Annotated in this window: 14 protein-coding genes; 3 read left to right on the forward strand and 11 right to left on the reverse strand. The window is 52.6% G+C overall.

The features are described 5' to 3' along the window. Positions 1-22: 22 nt before the first annotated feature. Complete coding sequence (locus EL633_RS20575) at positions 23-1,051, reverse strand: hypothetical protein (protein ID WP_126628991.1); 1,029 nt, start codon at positions 1,049-1,051, stop codon at positions 23-25. A 534-nt stretch (positions 1,052-1,585) separates the two neighbouring features. On the opposite strand from EL633_RS20575, the gene EL633_RS20580 reads away from it, so the two are divergent. Continuing rightward, complete coding sequence (locus tag EL633_RS20580) at positions 1,586-2,665, forward strand: hypothetical protein (protein WP_126628992.1); 1,080 nt, start codon at positions 1,586-1,588, stop codon at positions 2,663-2,665. A 79-nt stretch (positions 2,666-2,744) separates the two neighbouring features. Here the strand turns inward: EL633_RS20580 and EL633_RS20585 are convergent, their stop codons facing one another. The 6 genes from EL633_RS20585 to EL633_RS20610 form a co-directional block, all read right to left on the reverse strand. Next, positions 2,745-3,596, reverse strand: coding sequence for an LLM class flavin-dependent oxidoreductase (locus EL633_RS20585; RefSeq protein WP_246039179.1), 852 nt, complete (start codon positions 3,594-3,596; stop codon positions 2,745-2,747). Between the two features lie 437 nt (positions 3,597-4,033). Continuing rightward, on the reverse strand, positions 4,034-6,037 hold the full coding sequence (locus tag EL633_RS20590; protein ID WP_161982286.1) for an NHL repeat-containing protein: 2,004 nt from the start codon (positions 6,035-6,037) through the stop codon (positions 4,034-4,036). A gap of 371 nt (positions 6,038-6,408) precedes the next feature. Further along, on the reverse strand, positions 6,409-8,430 hold the full coding sequence (locus tag EL633_RS20595) for an outer membrane protein assembly factor BamB family protein (RefSeq protein WP_126628994.1): 2,022 nt from the start codon (positions 8,428-8,430) through the stop codon (positions 6,409-6,411). A gap of 346 nt (positions 8,431-8,776) precedes the next feature. Next, positions 8,777-9,502 (reverse strand): N-acyl homoserine lactonase family protein, encoded by a 726-nt coding sequence (locus EL633_RS20600; RefSeq protein ID WP_126628995.1) that lies wholly within the window; start codon positions 9,500-9,502, stop codon positions 8,777-8,779. A gap of 161 nt (positions 9,503-9,663) precedes the next feature. Further along, positions 9,664-10,224, reverse strand: coding sequence for a hypothetical protein (locus EL633_RS20605; protein ID WP_126628996.1), 561 nt, complete (start codon positions 10,222-10,224; stop codon positions 9,664-9,666). A 10-nt stretch (positions 10,225-10,234) separates the two neighbouring features. Then, positions 10,235-11,398: a hypothetical protein gene (locus EL633_RS20610; RefSeq protein WP_126628997.1), complete on the reverse strand. Its 1,164-nt coding sequence runs from the start codon at positions 11,396-11,398 to the stop codon at positions 10,235-10,237. 461 nt (positions 11,399-11,859) lie between these two features. On the opposite strand from EL633_RS20610, the gene EL633_RS20615 reads away from it, so the two are divergent. Continuing rightward, positions 11,860-13,212 carry an Nramp family divalent metal transporter gene (locus tag EL633_RS20615; RefSeq protein WP_126628998.1) on the forward strand — a complete coding sequence of 451 codons (1,353 nt, stop codon included), beginning with the start codon at positions 11,860-11,862 and terminating at the stop codon, positions 13,210-13,212. An 88-nt stretch (positions 13,213-13,300) separates the two neighbouring features. Here EL633_RS20615 and EL633_RS20620 read toward each other — a convergent pair whose 3' ends face one another. The 3 genes from EL633_RS20620 to EL633_RS20630 form a co-directional block, all read right to left on the reverse strand. After that, entirely contained in the window at positions 13,301-13,828 is a 528-nt protein-coding gene (locus EL633_RS20620) for a hypothetical protein (RefSeq protein ID WP_126628999.1), read from the reverse strand. Between the two features lie 400 nt (positions 13,829-14,228). Then, positions 14,229-15,818: a multicopper oxidase family protein gene (locus tag EL633_RS20625; RefSeq protein ID WP_126629000.1), complete on the reverse strand. Its 1,590-nt coding sequence runs from the start codon at positions 15,816-15,818 to the stop codon at positions 14,229-14,231. A gap of 27 nt (positions 15,819-15,845) precedes the next feature. Beyond that, entirely contained in the window at positions 15,846-16,490 is a 645-nt protein-coding gene (locus tag EL633_RS20630; RefSeq protein ID WP_161982287.1) for a PadR family transcriptional regulator, read from the reverse strand. Positions 16,491-16,763: 273 nt separating this feature from the next. Here EL633_RS20630 and EL633_RS20635 point away from each other — a divergent pair, with 273 nt between their 5' ends. Beyond that, a complete protein-coding gene (locus EL633_RS20635; protein ID WP_126629002.1) occupies positions 16,764-17,423 on the forward strand; it encodes an RICIN domain-containing protein in 660 nt (219 codons plus the stop codon). A gap of 57 nt (positions 17,424-17,480) precedes the next feature. Here EL633_RS20635 and EL633_RS20640 read toward each other — a convergent pair whose 3' ends face one another. Then, complete coding sequence (locus EL633_RS20640) at positions 17,481-18,041, reverse strand: hypothetical protein (protein ID WP_126629003.1); 561 nt, start codon at positions 18,039-18,041, stop codon at positions 17,481-17,483. Positions 18,042-18,300 lie beyond the last annotated feature (259 nt).

The raw sequence follows: 18,300 nt of genomic DNA on the forward strand, positions 1-18,300 counted from the left end.
TTAGAATACACTATTGAACTGCTCAAGCGCCGTGCGGCACCAATTTTTTGTGCCGGATTTTATAGCCCAGGTAAGCCAGCAGCACAATGGCGATGATATTGAGGACCAGTTTGCCAATGCGATCGATAGGAAGAGCGACCCCGCTGGTCACGAATCCAGCCAGCATACTGGCCAAAAGAGCACCCATGCTGAGAGCCAGGAGATGCCTATCCTGCCAGTTCGTACTACCTGACCAGTACCAGATCAGCCAGAAAGCCAGCGCCACCCAGATTATCCCACCGATGAGCGGGATAGCAACCGGGATCGAGGGAGCCACGCCGTAATGGAACAGGATCAGGATAAACCAGGGCAGGGCCAGCATAAAGGCAAGCAAACCAACCAACCACGGCCAGGGTACCGACCGTTTGCTTGTCTGTATATGTTGAGGCAATGGCCATGGTCCAAGGGCGATAACCGCTATCAATATGGCAACCACTATGGCCAGCGCTATGGTTGGTAATGACGGTTGATAGTTCAATTTTGGGTAGAAGGTGGGAACAGCATGCTGCGTCCATGAAAACCAGGCTACCCCAGACCCCACAAGATAGCCAATAATAGTAATAATAAATCCCTGTTTGTTCAACCATGGTTCCGCACGTCGTGCCGGGAAGATCAGTTCACATAACAGAATTGGTAGGACAATCCCCCAGATACTCTCGTATACCAGCATGGTAAGCAGATAGACCCAATTCACACCAAATGCTCGATCATAGATATGTTGAATATCCTGTGAAAAGAGGGGATACAAGGAACTTTGTAGTACCACACACTCTTCGAGAAGCGCATAAGCGACACCCAGCAACAGGATTGCCAGCCAGCCTTTATGCTGGCGACGCACCAGGTCACGAATAATGAGGGAGGCGCACCCATAACCTCCCATTTGAACGATGAAGAGGTAGGAAGTCGTAATATGGGTCGAACCAAACAAAAATTCAGCAATTAGTGGTGCCAGAACAAGCAATGTGATTACTGGACCCACGCGCTGCCATGTTGACAAGCGAACCGTCTGCATAGCGATCTCCTTTCGCAGCCAGGGAAATGAATAGCTTTTCGCAACTCAGGCAAGTATAGCGAATCAGCATAGCAGGCGCATCTATCGGCAGATTGATTTTTTTGAGCCGGCCACCTCTATCTGTAGATAGAGGGCCAGATTCCTTTACCTACTTACAGGATTGAAGCGTCTCAGTAAGATATATATCTATATATACTCAAGTAGCATGAGCATAGAATTATTTGTGATAGGTAAAGATAAAGCAAGCAAGAAGATAGATAGCCAAAAATTTCGAGTTATTGACAATAAATAGAGGATTGGCTATTCTATAGAGGTATTTGCTTTTACCCTGAATGGAGAAATACAAGGCCCCTTTCCATACATACCCATCAAGCATCACAATTGATCTAAGATTATATTCCATTTTTAGTTTAATGGTGTATGAAGGGGGAACACTATACGCTGCTAAGGAGGCAATATTTTACGCTATTTTTGCTACAAGTCGTACCTGTGTATTTTATAAATGAAATAACCTGAGAACGGGGGAATATGGTTATGCAAACAGAGGCATTCGCATCCGATGAGAATAAAACGCCTCCCAATGATAGAGGGATAACACTTGGGGACAGACAGAGCGTTGCCCCACCTTCCCAGAATGGTCCACTAGAATGGTGGTATCGTCTGGCTGCCCCGCTAGAGCCGCAACAATCGACCTCAGAAGATCGGGAACGTGTCCGCGCCGGGCGCCTGTCCAGTGTGATGTTGCTTATTATGTTTTGCTTCGGCATTACGCAACTACCAAATGCATTTATGAGTACCAATCACTTCTTTCTTTTTATCGTGCTTATTGCTATGGTAATCGATGCTGGTGCGTTCATACTCAACAGGCGAGGACAGGTTTTGCTGGCGGGGAGCACTATGGTTGTGGTGGTGGAAATCGCATTTATCCTCGTTGTACTTACCTCGCGCACTGGCATAACGGCGCGTTCATTGACGATCTTCCATCTAATCGTTCTGACAGAGTTGATGGCCGTATCCCTCTTGCCTGGTAAGAGCGTGTTCATCGTGGCCCTCTGTAATACCATATTTACCTGGGCGGCTATTTCTTTTCTTCCCCATGCCCCAGATTTTAAGCTAGTCACAACATCAGCTTATTATAGTGCCCTTGCCAGTCCTATCGTCTTGCAAGTTATTGTGGCGATCGTAACCTATCTCTGGGCTGAGGGTACAAGACAGGCGATCGCGAGAGCCGAGCAGGTTGCGGTCCTGGAACGTGCGCTCGCCGAGCGTGACCGAGCGGCCGCAGAGCAGAAACTACAACTGGAGCAAGGCATTCAGCAGATCTTACACACGCATGTCCAGGCTGCTAATGGCAATTTTGAGGCGCGGGCGCCGCTGACACAAGACAACGTACTCTGGCAAGTTGGCTATGGCCTCAATAATTTGCTGGCGCGGCTGCAGCGCGCGATCCAGTCGGAGAACGAACTGCAAAGAGCAGAGAAGGAAGTTGGTCGCCTCCTTGGCGCGGTCCGCAACGCCAAAGCAAAGCACCAGTTATTCCAGGCCTCCAGAAGCGGAACTATCCTCGATCCACTGGCCCAGGAACTTACGGGGACCCGTATCCATCAACCCTGATATGGTGGAGTTGTAAATTCTCGGCGGCACACTATATATAGGTGTGCAGCCGAGAATTTAAAAGAATTACTATCTCTGGTTAGCGCGTTGGAGGACCAAGGTGGATACGTTGGCGGATCGCTGCCAGGTCCTGTGAACTGCCTGCGCCCACATCTTCTTGCCACCAGGTTGCGCCTGCATCGATATAGGGCTGTACTTGATCCAGGTCCTTTTGATGGTCTGTGCCGCTGGTCTTGCCGTTGGCCAGGATATCGAATGGGGCGTCACTTTCGCGATAATACTGGATAGTGGTACTGACTTCCCGAATTTCCGCGGGACTCATCGAGTGGAACTGGCGTGCCAGGGGTGCGACACCATCCCAACGTGCGGCCCGCTGGAAGGGTTTTTTGGCGGGCCAGACGCCCGCGACCCAGATCGGGATGCGTGGCTGCTGCTGTGGTTTCGGTAAATGGACTGCGTCATTGAGTTGATAGTGTTTCCCACTATAATTGACGGTCTCGCCGGACCAGAGCAATGCCAGTACATCCAGGGCTTCGTCCAGCATCTCGCCATGCAGTTTATCTTCAGTTGGCTCACCGTAGGAACTGAACTCTTTAAAGAATTCATCGCTCCCGATACCCACACCCAGGATCAGGCGGCCATTCGACAAATGGTCCAGGGTGGTACATTCTCGTGCCAGTTTCCAGGGTCGGCGGCGTGGGAGCGGTGTTACCAGGGGAGCCAGTTTGATGCGTTTAGTTGCCAGCGCCATCGCTGTCAGTACAATCCATGGGTCCGCCATCGGCTGGGCGGTCGCGGTACCGCCTCCGATATGATCCCATACAAAAAAGCCATCCCAGCCAGCCTCCTCCGCTTCATGAGCCAGTTCAGCCATCAGGCGCGCATCGCTAAAGCTGCCGAAGTTTGGTGTATTGATTGCAAATTTCATCATTTGTGCTCCTCAATGTATAAAATCTCTTCTAGCAGTATAACATCTTGGATGTGGTTTGGGATTGTTGTGCCTGGGCACACTCGGGTGCTAAAGCATCCTTACCTTATTATGTAGGAGGTGGAGTACGGATGTGCGAATTTTGCACATCCGTACTCCACCTCCTACATAACGCCATGTGCAAGTTTTATCCCTCACACCTCGCGCCTACGGCTCTCGCTTGTTTTGAGGAGGGAAATAGCGAGGCGGTCACAACCGCCTCGCTATTTCCCTCCTCAAAAAAGGTGGGTATGTAGAAAAATTGTACGTGGCGTTAAATAATAAAGAATAGTTGTGGTGATGCTAAAAGTACATAATAGATAATAAGGGGAGCCTTCTCCTATTAGGAGAAGGCTCTGGATGAATGTGGTAGGTATGATCGGTGCTGGTGGTGTGTTGTGTTAGGGGTTGCCTGTGATTGACATTGTGATGACTCCGCCGGTATAACCATTGGCATCAACGTTGGCTGGGACCAGGAAGGTGCCGTTGGCAGCGATGTTATATGAGCCTGCGCCGGCCTCAATGGAGGCGGTGGCCAGGGTGACTGGGCCCGGAACCAGATTTTGACCGCCGGAGCCAAGTGTGAGGGTGGATGGGGATGAGCAATTAGCGCCTCCGGTGCAGGTTGCAATGATGGGAAACGTGTCGGCAAGGATTAAATCGGCTGAGCCTCCGCCTGCGAAATTGATGGCTGTCGCGCTGGCAGCGGTTGTCCAGCCATGGGCAGTGCCGCGTAGGTCAGCAACGGTGGCAAGAAAAGAAAAGGGAATGAACTGATCCTGGTTGATGACGGGAATGGTCTGGCCATGGTTGACGATCAAGGTAGGATTGCTGTTAACGGTGAGTGTGCTACCAGTAACTGCCAGGCAAATATGCAGAGTACAGGTATTGCCGCTACAGGGCGCAGGTGTTGCCAGTCCAGTGACGCTAAATTGATGCGTTTGCGTCGACGCAGCCCCTGGAGTGCTTAGTGTTAGTCGATAGCAGTTGCCAACTTTGTCTATCGAGAGATCAGAGAAGGTGGCAACTCCACCCACAGCCGCTACCGAAGTGGTTCCACTTAATACCGCTCCTGCTGTACCCGACCCTGGCGTGATCTGGACCGTGACGGTTCCGGTGAAATCAGAGAATGCCGAGCCGGAGCCGCGATCAATCAACTCGCCGGCGACCGTAAAGTGCGTGTCCGTTGCCACTGACGTGGGTAGTTGTGTACTGACGCTAAGGCTGTTCTGAAAGTCCAGCAGCCGGTTATTATTGACATCAGCCACATAGAGGTTTCCCAGGCTATCTGCTCCCAGGCTGGCTGGTTGGGTCATGCTTTGAGCACTGATACCCCCCTTATTGGAGGTCGCGGTGGTGAAGTCGCCATCCTGGCCATAGACGCGGGTGGCGGTCGTGCTGGTGCCAGCGTAAAAGAGGACACGCGCATTATTGGTATCGGCGATATAGACGTTGCTACTGGCATCAATCGCGGTGTGCGCGGGACTATTGAGGCTGTCGGCGCTAATACCCCCCTTGTTGGACGTTCCGGTGGTAAAATCGCTACCCTGGCCATAGACACGGCTCGCGGTCGTGCTGGAGCCGGAATAAAAGAGGACGCGGCTATTATTGGTATCAGCGATATAGAGATTGCTACCTTCTGTAGTAACGCCCTGAGGGCTATTGAGGCTGTCGGCACTGATGCCACCTTTGTTGGACGTGCCGGTGGTAAAATCGCCAGCCTGACCATAGATGCGGGTGGCGGTCGTGCTGGTACCGGCATAAAAGAGGACGCGGCTATTATTGGTATCGGCGATATAGAGATTGTTGCTGTTATCCGCGACAACACCAGTGGGTCTATTGAGGCTGTCAGCACTGATGCCACCTTTGTTCGCCGCCGCAGTGGTAAAATCGCCGCCCTGACCATAGACGCGGGTGGCGGTCGTGCTGGTACCGGCATAAAAGAGGACGCGGCTATTATTGGTATCGGCGATATAGAGATTGTTGCTGGTATCGACCGCGACCCCCTGTGGAGCATTGAGGCTGTCAGCGCTGATACCACCTTTGTTCGCGGTCGCGGTGGAGAAGCTACCGCCCTGGCCGTAGACACGGGTCGCGGTCGTACTGCCACTGGGATAGAAAAGCACGCGGTTGTTGTTCGTATCTGCTATATACAGGTTGTTCGCACTATCGTGAGCGACATCCACCGGTGCATTCAGGCTGTTGGCACTAACGCCACCTTTGTTCGCGGTCGCGGTCGTGAAGCTACCGCCCTGTCCATAGACATTGATCGCCACAGGACTAACAGGGGCGGCGTGTACGGCATCAAGTGGGCGTAACACGAACAGGCCGCAAACAAGCGCAAGGATAGCGAGTATTCTTATGAGCAGAGATCTACGGTCGCTGCTACTTTCTACTGACCGCATGTTTTTCATACATTCCTTTTTTGGGTGTATTGAGCTATACCGAACGTCTGGCATCCATATTAGCAACCCGTGCCCATTAATGGTAGACAATGCATCATGGAGCACGAGGAAACGTTTTTGCCGCCCCGTCCAGGGCGACAAAAACGTTCATAGATCGACAATCATCGGTGGAATTCGCATGTACTGCCTTTATGAAAACCTCTATGGGAAGGCAACCCTGTTTCTACTCTTAGTATAAGTACAGGGACCAAAAACTTTAAAGAGGAGATAATCTGCCGCAAACAAAAAAAAAGTCTCTTCTCTCTATATACAATCAGAGAAGAGACTGGCAGTTTAGCTGCAACATGATTTTTGGGGTGTTGCGTCCTGTATTAAGGGCAGGTTGAACCTGAGAGCGTGGTCACTTGTTTGACGCTAACGATACTTTGAAGTTGTTGGTGCCAGATGGTCGCGTTGAAGGTTGTGGTAGCCAGGACCAGGGTGTGTGTTTGCGTGAAGCTGCTTTCTTCACCCATAACGTGCCAGGTGGGTGCCTTGCCCTGTGCTCGCTCTTTCTCATAGCAAGGATCGGCCAGGCGAAAGCCCAGCGCGTTCAGATTTTCCCAGGCGTTGAGGTAGGGCGTAGCGCTGGTGAAATTAATCTGAAGATAGGTGGCCGCCTGTTTCGGATCGAGACGGTGAATGGGACCAACCGGTTCCAGTGGGCAGTGGCGCATAGCATTTACTGGTTGTCCCTGGATCTGCGATATTTCTGGTATAGCCTGCAAACGGTTCAACCAGAGCGGCGCGGAATTGGTATTCGCGGCTACTTCGAGCGTATGATACTTCGTGTACGAGTCCTTGCTGTCCTCGGGAGCCCAGGAGAATGTGCAGACGGCGAAGGTTTTCAAGCCTAGGTCGCTGACAGTCTGGAGAGCCTGTTCATAGGAGAGCGAGTTGCGGAAGGTCACAAGGGCGCTGTAGATGGCCGCTTGTTGGACTGGCTTTTCTTGAATGTGGTAGGTCCAGAGTTGCGCGCCATCGCTTACGCGCAAGGCCTGGAGGTTTCCATCACTACCGCCTACATAGAGCGTGCCTGTGCTGGTATCGGTGAAGACGTTTCTGCCGGGACCGGGCGGGCCCGCGTTGTTATTGCTGTTATGACTCCAGACCTGGCCGCCATCGCTGGTGCGCCAGGCAGCAACCTCACCAATCTGGTTGATAATCAGCCCATTGAGCAGGAGCCAGGCATCGCCACCACCTCCACCGGTCCGGGGATGTTGCCAGAGCACATGACCAGTGCTGGCGTTCAGCGCGACCAAATCTCCTTGTGGAATGCCGGTAGCAAAGTAGATTGCGCCCTGGCTAGCCAGAGGTTGAATGCTCAGCGGCGGTCCTCCTTGTTTACTCGTATGATACTGCCAGAGTTGCTGACCAGTATTGGCCTGGTAGGCGAAAACTGCGCTACTCGTGCCAGCGTAAACCACACCATTCATGAAGACGGGGGCCGCCGCACTGAACACCGGTCTGGGAGCATCGCTGGTCGGCTGGCTGGTGTGCCAGAGCACTGTTCCGCTGGCCTCCTGTACTGCGTAAACCGTCCCTTGCGTCGTAGAGAAATAGACGACCCCGTTGTTTTCCGCAATGCCACCACCGATTCCGCTACCAAAGGTGCCCTCGCCGGCCCTGGGCGTTAGTTGCCAGAGTACATGGCCGTCGGTAGCATTCAGGACCGTTAATGGCGTGGGTGCGCCAGAACTGTTGGTATCACGCGAAGGAATATCATAGACGCGGCCCTGGCTGACTGCGACTAGGCTGGGGGTAGTCGAAGCCACTGCATATTGCCAGAGCAGCTTTCCAGTCGTGGCCTGCAACGCATAGATCGTCGAGGGGGAACTCCCGCTGAGAGCATCAACATAGACTATCCCGTTCGCAACCTTGACCACATTAAATCCCATGTTCAGCGCGCGCTGCCAGCGTACCATGCCATTGCTGGCATCCAGGGCGTAGAAGGTGTTATAGGCATCATCGCCAGCGTAGAGCGTGTCACCATCCACAGCAAAAAGATGCGTTGCCTGCTCGCTGTGTTGCCAGCGTATGTTGCCATGAGACGCATCGAAGACATAGATCTGGCCATTGTCTGATCCTACATAAGCCTGGCCATTGGCGACAACAATTGACTCCGCATGTCCCGCTGGCGCCGGTTGAGGCTTGCTCGTAGTCCCAGGTTCAGGATTGGTGCCGGTGCCCGTGGGCCGAGAAATCTGACCGCCCTTTAGCGGTGGTGTCGTGGCAGGATGAGCTACAGATGAATTTGAGCCAGTTTGGGGCCCCTGGTTCCCGCAAGCCGTCAGGAAGATTGAGCAGAACAGGACCATTATGAATAAAATGCCATAAAATTTATTACTACGCATAGTATCCCTCCTCTAAGAAGAAGACGGATAGGGATATAAAAAAGTTCCTATATAGTAAAACATCCTCGCGATCAACGCGCCATGGCAGAATTGTTCTACCATGACACACGACACCATCCCCGTAGCTTTGCCCCTCAGCGGGCAATTCGTCGCCCGCCGCAGCGTGGCGATCCAGTATCCTTACGTGCAGGTTCAATTGTATGAAGATACATTGGTTTGCTGCGGTTCCCCTGCCTGGAAGAATGGTGAAAGCGAGGGAACCGCCTGTTGTATAGCCAGCGCTCTTCTGAAGCAGCTGGCTATACCGATGTCCAATCCCTTGCACGATTCTGCGTCCTGCTAGCTGTCAGGCATAGTAGGCGGGCGCTTTTTTAAGGGTGGGCCACTGCTGCTCATCATGACCAAAGACGGTCAGGGTCACACCGGCTGTTTGTGCCAGCTTGAAGAGTTTGCGTGCACTTTCCAGTGCCTGAGCGGGATCGAGGTCGACGCCGTTTTCAAACGCGCGTGTGGCGGGATCTAGATCATCCGCCATTGCCGCCGCATCGATGGCGAGCAAGACCGTCCCCGTTTCGGGTAGATGTACCAGGACCGCCTGGTGTCCAGGGACATGTCCACTGCTCTCAATCAGTTCCACACCTGGAACCAGCTCCGTATCTCCCTCTACGAAGCGATAGCGTAACGCGGGATGATCCCAATGCGCACGCGTCAATTGAAAACGGGGAGAGGCACTGGCCCGAGCAAAATCATAGTGCGCACGCTGTACCACGAGCTCCGAAGACAAGAAAGCATCATGATTGCCGGCATGATCAGGATCAAAGTGGGTACAGACAAGTATATCGATATCCTGTGGTGTCAGGCCAATCGTGGCCAGTTGCTCCACCACGGAGAAAACCTGCATCTCATGGCCCCCATTTGGCGTGAATGAGCCATCCAGCGGAACGCCCGTATCCACCAGAATATTCTTGCCATCGCTGGTCTGGATGAGATAACCTGGTACCGGTGTGCCCTCGCCACCAAGCGCCAATTGTAAAAGATAGAGTCGTGTCGCTGTTGAACTGGTCGTATTCAAAATAAGCTCCTTCTTAAATGCTGATATTACATACTATAGTGTATAGTACCAGTAATCCTATTTAATACTATTATTTTGGAAAAAAGAGAAATAAATTATTTTATGTTTTTTTACCCCTATGTAGCCGACCATTACCTACAACGGTAATGGTCGGTTGGATATCAGGCGGCGACGGTGGGTTGTTGCGTTTTGGGCCGGCGGCGCTGAGCGATAAGGAAGATGGTGAGCCCATAGATGGGGATGAGTCCGATGGCCCAGCCGAGCCATTGGGGGAGGGCGGGTGGCGCGGTGGCGGTGATAGGGATGCGGGCCTCACCAGGGCCGTCGGGACCATTAACGCTGATGTCGAGGGTCCAGAGTCCCTGGACGGTGATTTCGGCGGTGCCCTGGATGGCGTTGGGGTGGTTGGCGTCCGGGCTTAATCCTGCTCGTACCGGGGTGGCGCTGGCATCGCTGGGATCGGGCGTCGAGGTGACGTCGTAGCTGAGCTTGCCATTGATCGGCTGCTGCGGCTCGATCGAGAATGGGAGCGCATAGCTGGCTTTGGCAGGATAGGTATACAGATTGACGGTCAAGGGATACTTGCCCGCATTGACCTTGACGACCCTGGCTGGTGTGCTGCCATGGGTGGTGGCAGCTACCGAGTAGGCCAGTTCACCCAGTACTACCAGTAAGGCCAGGACACCGATTCCCAGCAGGACAAATTGGAGTGGTTTGGACATATTCGCTTCCCTACCTTTCAAGTATAGCCATCGAGTCGCCAACGGTTCGTCCCCAGTGTTGTCCTATATACACCCCTGCCAATCCAAGCAGGTAAGAGGCGAGGCTACCGAGTGGGCCGAGATAGACAAAGACCATCAGAAGAAGTTCGGGCCGCAAGAGCTCCAATGGCAAGGTGCTCAACATCGCGATGGCTGTCAGGACCAGGGTGAGTTTGCGCGTGGACCAGTGTTTGTGTTGGGCATGACGTACAGCGATGTCGATCAGAAGCGCTACGAGCACGGGCGCCATAAACCATTGTAGCGTGACCGCGGATGTGAATATGGCTTCCCGTCGATAACTCAGGTTCTCCACGCTGGCCAGCCAGTCGGTAGCGGGTTGTACATAGACCGCCATGATGCCAGCCAGGAGCAGGTAGAGGCTCACGATGGCCGTCGCCGACCAGCGCCAGGGTAAGGCATAGGCCGCCGTTACCAGTACAAATGTCGTCAATACACCTGCCAGGAGCGGGAAAAAGTTCAGGTAGAAAAATCCCAGCAAGGGAGTATTGCCCACTTCCATGGAGTCAAATAGTAGCAGGGTAAAGATGCTTAAAACGGTGGCCAGGGCTAGCGCGAGGCCGATTGAGGCCACGAGTTTGCCACGGCGACTGAATGCCAGGTTGGCGGCCGAGGCTAGCATATAGGCGGATCCCAGTGCGACAACTCCCATACCGGCGACAAACATAATGTGGAACGGAGCCCAGATGGCGACATCGATCCCATAGAGCGCATGCCAGTAGGCATCCAATGGAAAAGCAATGGCGGCATCCAGGGCCGCGAAACCGACGATATACGCTCCCAGTGAGCCGGAGAAGATGCTGGCAAAATTGGTGCCCCGTTGCGCCACCTGACTATCACGGCGGGCCCAGAAACTTTCCAGTACCACCGCTAGCAGGCCTGAAATGCCGCTCAGTGCCACACCGGTCAACATCACCATATGCGGGGGGATCAAGGTGCGATCACGCCCTAAAAAGATATGCCACTGGATATCCCAACTGGTTCCCTCAAGAAACAAGATCGCCCCCAGCAGGGCGGTCAATCCCAGCGCTAAGCGCAGCGTCCAGACCGCGTGCAACGCACGTTCTGGCGCGGATTGATTCCGGGTGAGCAGACCTCCATCAAGTGTTCTGGCCATAAATATTTATTCCTTTGCTTTAGAGCAGCCCTATGTTAGCTATAAGCATTTTACATGATTATAAGAATTTATTCATCCTCTGCACGCTTAAGGAATCCTGAACTAAAAAATGTACGAAAGATGGCCTGTTCGTGTTGCAAAGCGCTGATAATTTATGCCAGTAGTTCGTCAGACAGCATGTAATAGCCAGGCGGGGATGCAAGAGGCAGCGAGCCCCTTGACTGGGGGATCGGGGGCTGTGGCCCCCGTTTCTCCCTTCCTACCGCCCGCGTAGTGGGCGAACGACCTATCACATGAAGTGGTTCAGTCCACTCGCAAAATAAATATTTCAATAAAGGTTGACAATAATTTGAAAGTATGTTAAATAAAGTTTTAGACTTATAAAAAATTATTTTGTAACTATAAAATTTATCTTTACTGGTTTTTTGAGCATGTAAAGAAACACACTAGAAAGTTTGATCATGGCAGAAACACCAACCAGCACCATCCCGGAGAAGAGTGGATGGAAGAAAACACTGATCACACCCTCCTTGCCGGAAGTGTATGCATCGGTCCATATTCCTAAGGGAAAGGGTTTCTGGCGCACGATGCTGGCATATGGCGGACCCGGCCTGATGGTCGCGGTCGGCTATATGGATCCCGGTAACTGGGCGACCGATCTGGCTGGCGGCGCACGCTTTGGGTATCTCTTAATCTCGGTCATCTTGATCTCAAATCTGGTCGCTATCCTGCTCCAGCATCTGGCCTTGAAACTGGGGATCGCCACGGGCCGTGATCTGGCCCAGGCCTGTCGCGAAAACTACTCGCGTCCCGTTGCCATCGGACTCTGGTTCATCTGTGAGATTGCTATTATCGCCTGTGATCTGGCTGAAGTCATCGGTTCGGCCATTGCCCTCAACCTCTTGTTTGGGATCCCATTGATTGTCGGTGTCCTGATTACAGCCGTTGACGTGATCTTAATCCTGTTATTACAGAACCGTGGCTTTCGCGTCATCGAAGCCATCGTTGCCGTGTTGATCCTGACCATTGCCGTCTGCTTTGGGTATAATCTGTTTATCTCACAGCCCTCATTAGCGGGCATTGCCGGTGGACTTATCCCATCAACGCAGATCGTCACCAATCCGGGCGCGCTCTACATCGCCATTGGTATCTTCGGAGCTACCGTGATGCCGCACAACCTCTATCTGCACTCAAGTATCGTGCAGACCCGCGCATACGAGCATACCGACGAAGCCAGGACCCAGGCGGTCAAATACGCGACCATCGACTCGACTGTCGCATTACTCTTTGCATTCTTTATTAATGCCGCCATCTTAATTCTGGCCGCCGCCGCTTTCTACGGCACCAAAAACGCCAACGTCGCCGATATCGCCGACGCCTACAAACTGCTCTCGCCGGTCCTGGGCGTTCCAATTGCCAGTACCCTGTTCGCCATTGCCCTGCTGGCGTCCGGTCAGAACTCTACCCTCACCGGTACCCTGGCAGGCCAGATCGTAATGGAAGGCTTCTTGCATCTACGGCTCAAGCCCTGGATTCGACGCCTGATTACACGTCTGCTCGCCATTATTCCAGCTGTTATTGTCACCATCATCTATGGAGAGCGCGGAACCGGCGCCCTGCTGGTCCTGAGCCAGGTCGTCCTCTCCTTCCAACTCAGCTTCGCAGTCATCCCGCTGGTCCAGTTCACCGGCGACAAAAAACAGATGGGCAAGTTTGTGAATAAGCGCTGGCTCAATATTGTAGCCTGGACCCTGGCGACTGGTATCGCGGCCGTCAATGTCTACCTCTTAGTGCAACAACTGCTGCTGAGCTAGTCGCGTACTGCACTCTATATAGAGTGCCGCCTGGATGGTTAGACACGCTGAAAATGTAGTGTCCAGGCATCCAGGCTAGCTGATAACTTTATTGCTGAATGGGTGGAGGTTGAACCGGATAATTGGTCTGGGGACGATCATATTGTTCGGCGGCATAGGGATCGCTAGCCACGGGTGGTTGTTCGGCCGGGCGGACAGGCTCTGCTGGTGGATAGCCTTCGTTGTAGGATCGCTCCGGAGCCTGTGGGCTGGGTGGCTGATAGTAAGCGGTTGGTGGAGGAGCCTGATAGGTTGGTGGAGGAGGATTATTAGTCCAGGACCGCATTCGGTCATTAATAGGATTCTGGTATGCCCGTAATATGATTGTCGCTCCAATACCAAGCAGGATTAATGCCCATTGCCCTGTCAGGAAACACAGTGCCAGAGTGAGTAGCCAGACAAATCCCGATAGACTGCCAAAGCGGGCTTGTGGATTATCAAGCTCTCCAGACGCGAAGAGTGAGGTAAAGGCTAACGTAACAAAGAAAATGGGTAAGAATAGATTATGACCGATAATGATTGCCAGGGCTAACCCTATGAGAAAGATGCCACCTGAGATATTTCTGGGACGAAACATCGTGTGCTCCCTTCGATACTGCTAATTGACTGAATGCTTCTCTTTAGTAAACGCGACAATGGGCATAACATCAAAGGCCATCAAATATGTAAAGGTCTAGCTATCTCTATTGTAGAGTTCAATAGCGCGAAGTGCAATAGGCATTTCTCCCAATTTCTCCTCAATGAAAAAGATACATCAACGAAAAATAAAAAATAAACGAGCAGTAGCGGCAGGGCTTGTCCCTGCGACCTGTTCACGTAAGAAATGTCCCCGAGACACGTATCCTTAAAACAAGCAGAGCAAAGCGCATCCAGCCTCTGGTTTGTGCCTGGTCGTACGTGCCACTGTTCGCTGGTAGCTGTATTTCAGGGACATTTCTTACGTGAACAGGTCGCAGGGACAAGCCCTGCCGTTACGGTTAGTCGGGGAAGTTGCCGGATGCGTTGCCGATGCTGTAGGGTGTGGAGATGTTGGGATAGACCAGCATCATGTCCATGCCATGGTTGGCGTGAAAAAGGTTATGGCAATGGATCATCCAGAGGCCGGGATTATCGGCGTAGAAGGCGACTTCGTAGCTTTCACCGGGGTGTAAGCTGATGGTGTCCAGATGGATGGGACTCCCGGTGAGGGCATGTCCGTTTTTGGTGAGGAGGGTGAAGGTATGGCCGTGCAGGTGCATGGGATGGATGCCATTATTGGCACCGTTCTCAAAGCGTAATCGGACCAGTTGTCCTGGTTTTACTAGCAGGTTGGGGGTATCAGGAAAAGCTTTGCCGTTCAGTGTAAAGACGGGCCCGGGTCGGCCGTTGGAGAAGCCGATGGTGGTACCGAGCGAGATGGTATAGGTGATGTCGAAATGGCTCTGAGGCGTAATCTTTTCTGGCAGTGGCTGGCCGTAGTGCGCGAAGTCAAACACGGTCTTGCTGATAGTTGGGGCCGCCTGTGCGCCTGTTCCGACCAGGAGCGCGGGCTGTTTGGGATATTGTTGCTCGCCATCGTGTGCCGCGAAGAGCGCCACTGAACCTTGAGCCGGCATCTGGAAACGCAGGTCGTAGCGCTGTCCACCATCTACCGCGAGTGTGGTTGTTGTCAGGAAGGCAGGTTGGTTGATATCGTGTCCATCCAGGGCCGCCACCATAAACGGAGTACCGGCCAGAGTCAATTGATATGAGCTATTAGTATCAACCAGGCGCAAGCGCACCCATTGTCCAGGTCGGGCCGCAATCTGGAGTGTGCCGGCGTTGCCATTGAGGGTAAATGCTCCATTCCAGCTATGCAGGGCCAGCGGCATATCCACATCATCATGCACCGCAGGCGTCTTTGGCGCCACCACCAGCATGCCGAAGAGTCCACGGTTTGTCTGGTCAAAGCTCTCCTGATGCGAATGATACCAGTAGGTGCCGGGATCATTAACCACAAAGCGATAGGTATAGGTCTGGCCTGGCTTCACCGCATCCTGGGTGACGCCCGCTACGCCATCGGCAATATTGGGGACCGCGATACCATGCCAGTGGATGCTGACACAGACCGAGAGGTGGTTGACCAGATGTACGATCAGCAGGTCACCTTGTCGTGCATGTAAGGTAGGTCCTGGAGATGTACCATTAAACGTCCAGGCATCGGTCGTATTGCCGCTACCCAATGTAAGTTTTTTGGATTGAGCGATAAGGGTAAATGTATCAACATGGGCCGCCGTTTGAGGTGCTTGCAGCGCCGCGATCGGTGTCCCGCTGGTATGGGTGTTGCCCTGGCACATAGTATCCTGTGTCGAGCTCATATCCATGCCAGGCATCGAGCCCATATCGCAGGCCGTCCCCATATTGATCCTATCGGGATAGCGCGAGGACCACATACCCCAGCCGAAGAGCGCGCCACCTGCCACCAGAATGCATAACAAGCCCAGCAAGACACGCCGGACATAGCGTTTACGCGAACGTTTTTTGCCGGTTGAAGTGGACAGAAGATCCTTTTCTGTCCCGGTCACCTTTGCCTGTTTGATATCATTCATTTTTTATCGATCTCGATTCTTTGGTATTCACTGTCCTATAGTCAGGGAAGCGATCTTTGTCTCAAGCCAGGCTAGCCTGGCATCGAGATAACTCATATGATAATCGGATAGCTGCAGGACAAAGGGTCGCTCTTCATCATTGATGCCAGGATTGGCCATGATCTGGCTGCGTCCATGCCCATAGTGGTCCCGCAGTACACGTAGATAGTCATAATAGTGCTGCAACACGGCCAGTTGCTGCTCGGGAGATACCAGATTGAACTTGGAGAGTTTGATCGCAAACAGATCTGGATAGTCCGCGTTATAATCCCCCGGATCTGCCATGAGCGCAAAGAAGCGTTCCTGACCGGCCTCCGTCAGGCGATAATGCTTGCGCTGCTGTCCTCGTTCCCCTCGTTCGGCTCCCTCCTCACCGTCCTGTTCGCTCTCCGATGTAATCAGATGCTGCGTTTCCAGCCTGCGGATCAGAGGATAAAGGGTACCCCAACTGAGACGATGGAATGGACCCAGGATACGCTGGATAATCGCATGCAGTTTATAGCCATGCTGTGGTCCATTCATCAGTTCCCCAAGCACAAATAGCTCATAGGCTGGCTGGGGACTGCGCCCGCCACTACTTTTTTTACTTTCCTGTGCTTTCTTCACTTTTGGTTGGTTCTCGTTCGTCGCCATCGGGTATCCCTTTTTATATATCGATTCGATAGTAGTATATGCCATAGTATAACGAATCGATATATAAAAAGCAAGGGGGTATTGGATCTGTAATCCTTAGCAAAGCTGGTGTGGTTTGGTAGAGGCAGGTGCGAAAAAGCTATGAAATAGTTCACATAAATGGATGAGATAATTAAATAGATAATAAATTCATCGCTATATATTGTGGAACTCTTTATAGTAGTAGTAGATATCTAAATAGATATCATATGTGGAAAGAAGAAGGAGAGAATTATGTCTAAAAATGATGATAAGCAGCAAGAACTTGAAAGTGGACAGAGTCAGGAGCGCCATCTGAGCCGCACTGACTTTTTAAAGGTGGCGACCGCTGGTGTATTGGGGGCGGCTGGCCTGGCTCTGAGCTTCCCTCAGACAACTTTCGCAGCTAAAGAGCCTCCGTTTGCGCCTCCACGGGGAGATGATGATAGAGGTGAGCATGGGCTGCCTAGAAATGATGTCGAGGCAGGCCTCTATGTGATCCAGAGTCGCTTAAATGGCTATGTGTTGGATATCCGAGGTGGCAATACCTCGCCAGGAGCGCGTATTATTGCTTATCCGTTGAACACCCCACTCACGCCCAATCAGGTCTGGTACATTAGCGCGGATGGTTATATTGTCAGCGCGCTTAACGGCTATGTACTGGATATAAGTGGTGCCAGCACAGCGCCGGCAACCCCGATCATCTCTTATCCTCGTAACTCACCCGCATCATCCAACCAGCGCTGGCGCATATCACGTGGTTACATTATCAGCGAGCTTAATGGCTACGTGCTTGACATCTATGGTGGCAACACAGCGCCAGGAACGCAGATCATTTCCTATCCTAGAAATACACCGCAATCACTCAATCAGCAATGGAATCTCCGTGCGTTGGTCCTTTCCTATATACGCTAAATGCAGGAGAGGCGGCACGACCAGTGCCGCCTCTTACCAACCTCTATAGGTTAAGCATCAGCTTCTTTTGGGAAGGTTGGTACGAGCACTGTCGTACACACGGCTATAGCGTGTCGTCTGACTACGTCCGATCATGCCTCCGATCGCGCCAATCAGAATGCCAAGCAGTAGCATGAGCAGGAAACTGCCGAGGCCGGTCGCGGCGACGGCTCCAACCAGAAATTGATCGGCGGTAGCCGGAATTGGCTGATTGAGGCGTTTCGACATATCCTCGATCATCAGGTTCCACATGTTATGTAACGTGCTGCTATTACCGGCGGCCAGTAGAGAGGCAGCGGCCAGACTGATGAGGGAACTGATAATTGCGGTCCACATACCGGCAAAAGCCCCTGTGCCCACACGTCCCGTTGACCGTACTGCCCGTGCACCGGCAGAGAAATATATCACCAGTGCCAGCACAAGTCCAGCCAGGCTAAGTGGTAATGTCAGAGCAGGCTGTCGCAGATAATTCAGGAGCAGAACAAGCGCAACCTGGATTATGCTCAGGATAATTCCAAATAGCAGTCCATATGCCAGAGCCGGACTCCCTTTGCTTTTTACAAGTGTCCCTTCAACCATCTTTTTTGCTCTTCTTTCTGGCTTCACCAATCTCAAGCGTGCCACAATCAATCTCGCATTAAGCAACACGCCAGAGACCACGCCCCGGTTTCATTCTACAAACAACCATTGGGGACAAGCATGGACCCATTCCCTCATCCATTTCACATCACGATAGGTCATCACTAACATGATCATGGTGAGGGACGTTCACCTGGGCCGTCTCCTCGACCCACGTCAAAGCACCTGTTTACGATCATGATCGCCGTCTCCTCGCCCC

This window comes from Dictyobacter alpinus (genome assembly GCF_003967575.1).
GTDB classification, from domain to species: domain Bacteria; phylum Chloroflexota; class Ktedonobacteria; order Ktedonobacterales; family Ktedonobacteraceae; genus Dictyobacter; species Dictyobacter alpinus.

Coding starts and splice junctions, on each gene's coding strand:
- EL633_RS20575 (WP_126628991.1), bottom strand. CDS start 1,051: ATGCAGACGGTTCGCTTGTCAACATGGCAGCGCGTGGGTCCAGTAATC.
- EL633_RS20580 (WP_126628992.1), top strand. CDS start 1,586: ATGCAAACAGAGGCATTCGCATCCGATGAGAATAAAACGCCTCCCAAT.
- EL633_RS20585 (WP_246039179.1), bottom strand. CDS start 3,596: ATGATGAAATTTGCAATCAATACACCAAACTTCGGCAGCTTTAGCGAT.
- EL633_RS20590 (WP_161982286.1), bottom strand. CDS start 6,037: ATGCGGTCAGTAGAAAGTAGCAGCGACCGTAGATCTCTGCTCATAAGA.
- EL633_RS20595 (WP_126628994.1), bottom strand. CDS start 8,430: ATGCGTAGTAATAAATTTTATGGCATTTTATTCATAATGGTCCTGTTC.
- EL633_RS20605 (WP_126628996.1), bottom strand. CDS start 10,224: ATGTCCAAACCACTCCAATTTGTCCTGCTGGGAATCGGTGTCCTGGCC.
- EL633_RS20610 (WP_126628997.1), bottom strand. CDS start 11,398: ATGGCCAGAACACTTGATGGAGGTCTGCTCACCCGGAATCAATCCGCG.
- EL633_RS20615 (WP_126628998.1), top strand. CDS start 11,860: ATGGCAGAAACACCAACCAGCACCATCCCGGAGAAGAGTGGATGGAAG.
- EL633_RS20620 (WP_126628999.1), bottom strand. CDS start 13,828: ATGTTTCGTCCCAGAAATATCTCAGGTGGCATCTTTCTCATAGGGTTA.
- EL633_RS20625 (WP_126629000.1), bottom strand. CDS start 15,818: ATGAATGATATCAAACAGGCAAAGGTGACCGGGACAGAAAAGGATCTT.
- EL633_RS20630 (WP_161982287.1), bottom strand. CDS start 16,490: ATGGCGACGAACGAGAACCAACCAAAAGTGAAGAAAGCACAGGAAAGT.
- EL633_RS20635 (WP_126629002.1), top strand. CDS start 16,764: ATGTCTAAAAATGATGATAAGCAGCAAGAACTTGAAAGTGGACAGAGT.
- EL633_RS20640 (WP_126629003.1), bottom strand. CDS start 18,041: ATGGTTGAAGGGACACTTGTAAAAAGCAAAGGGAGTCCGGCTCTGGCA.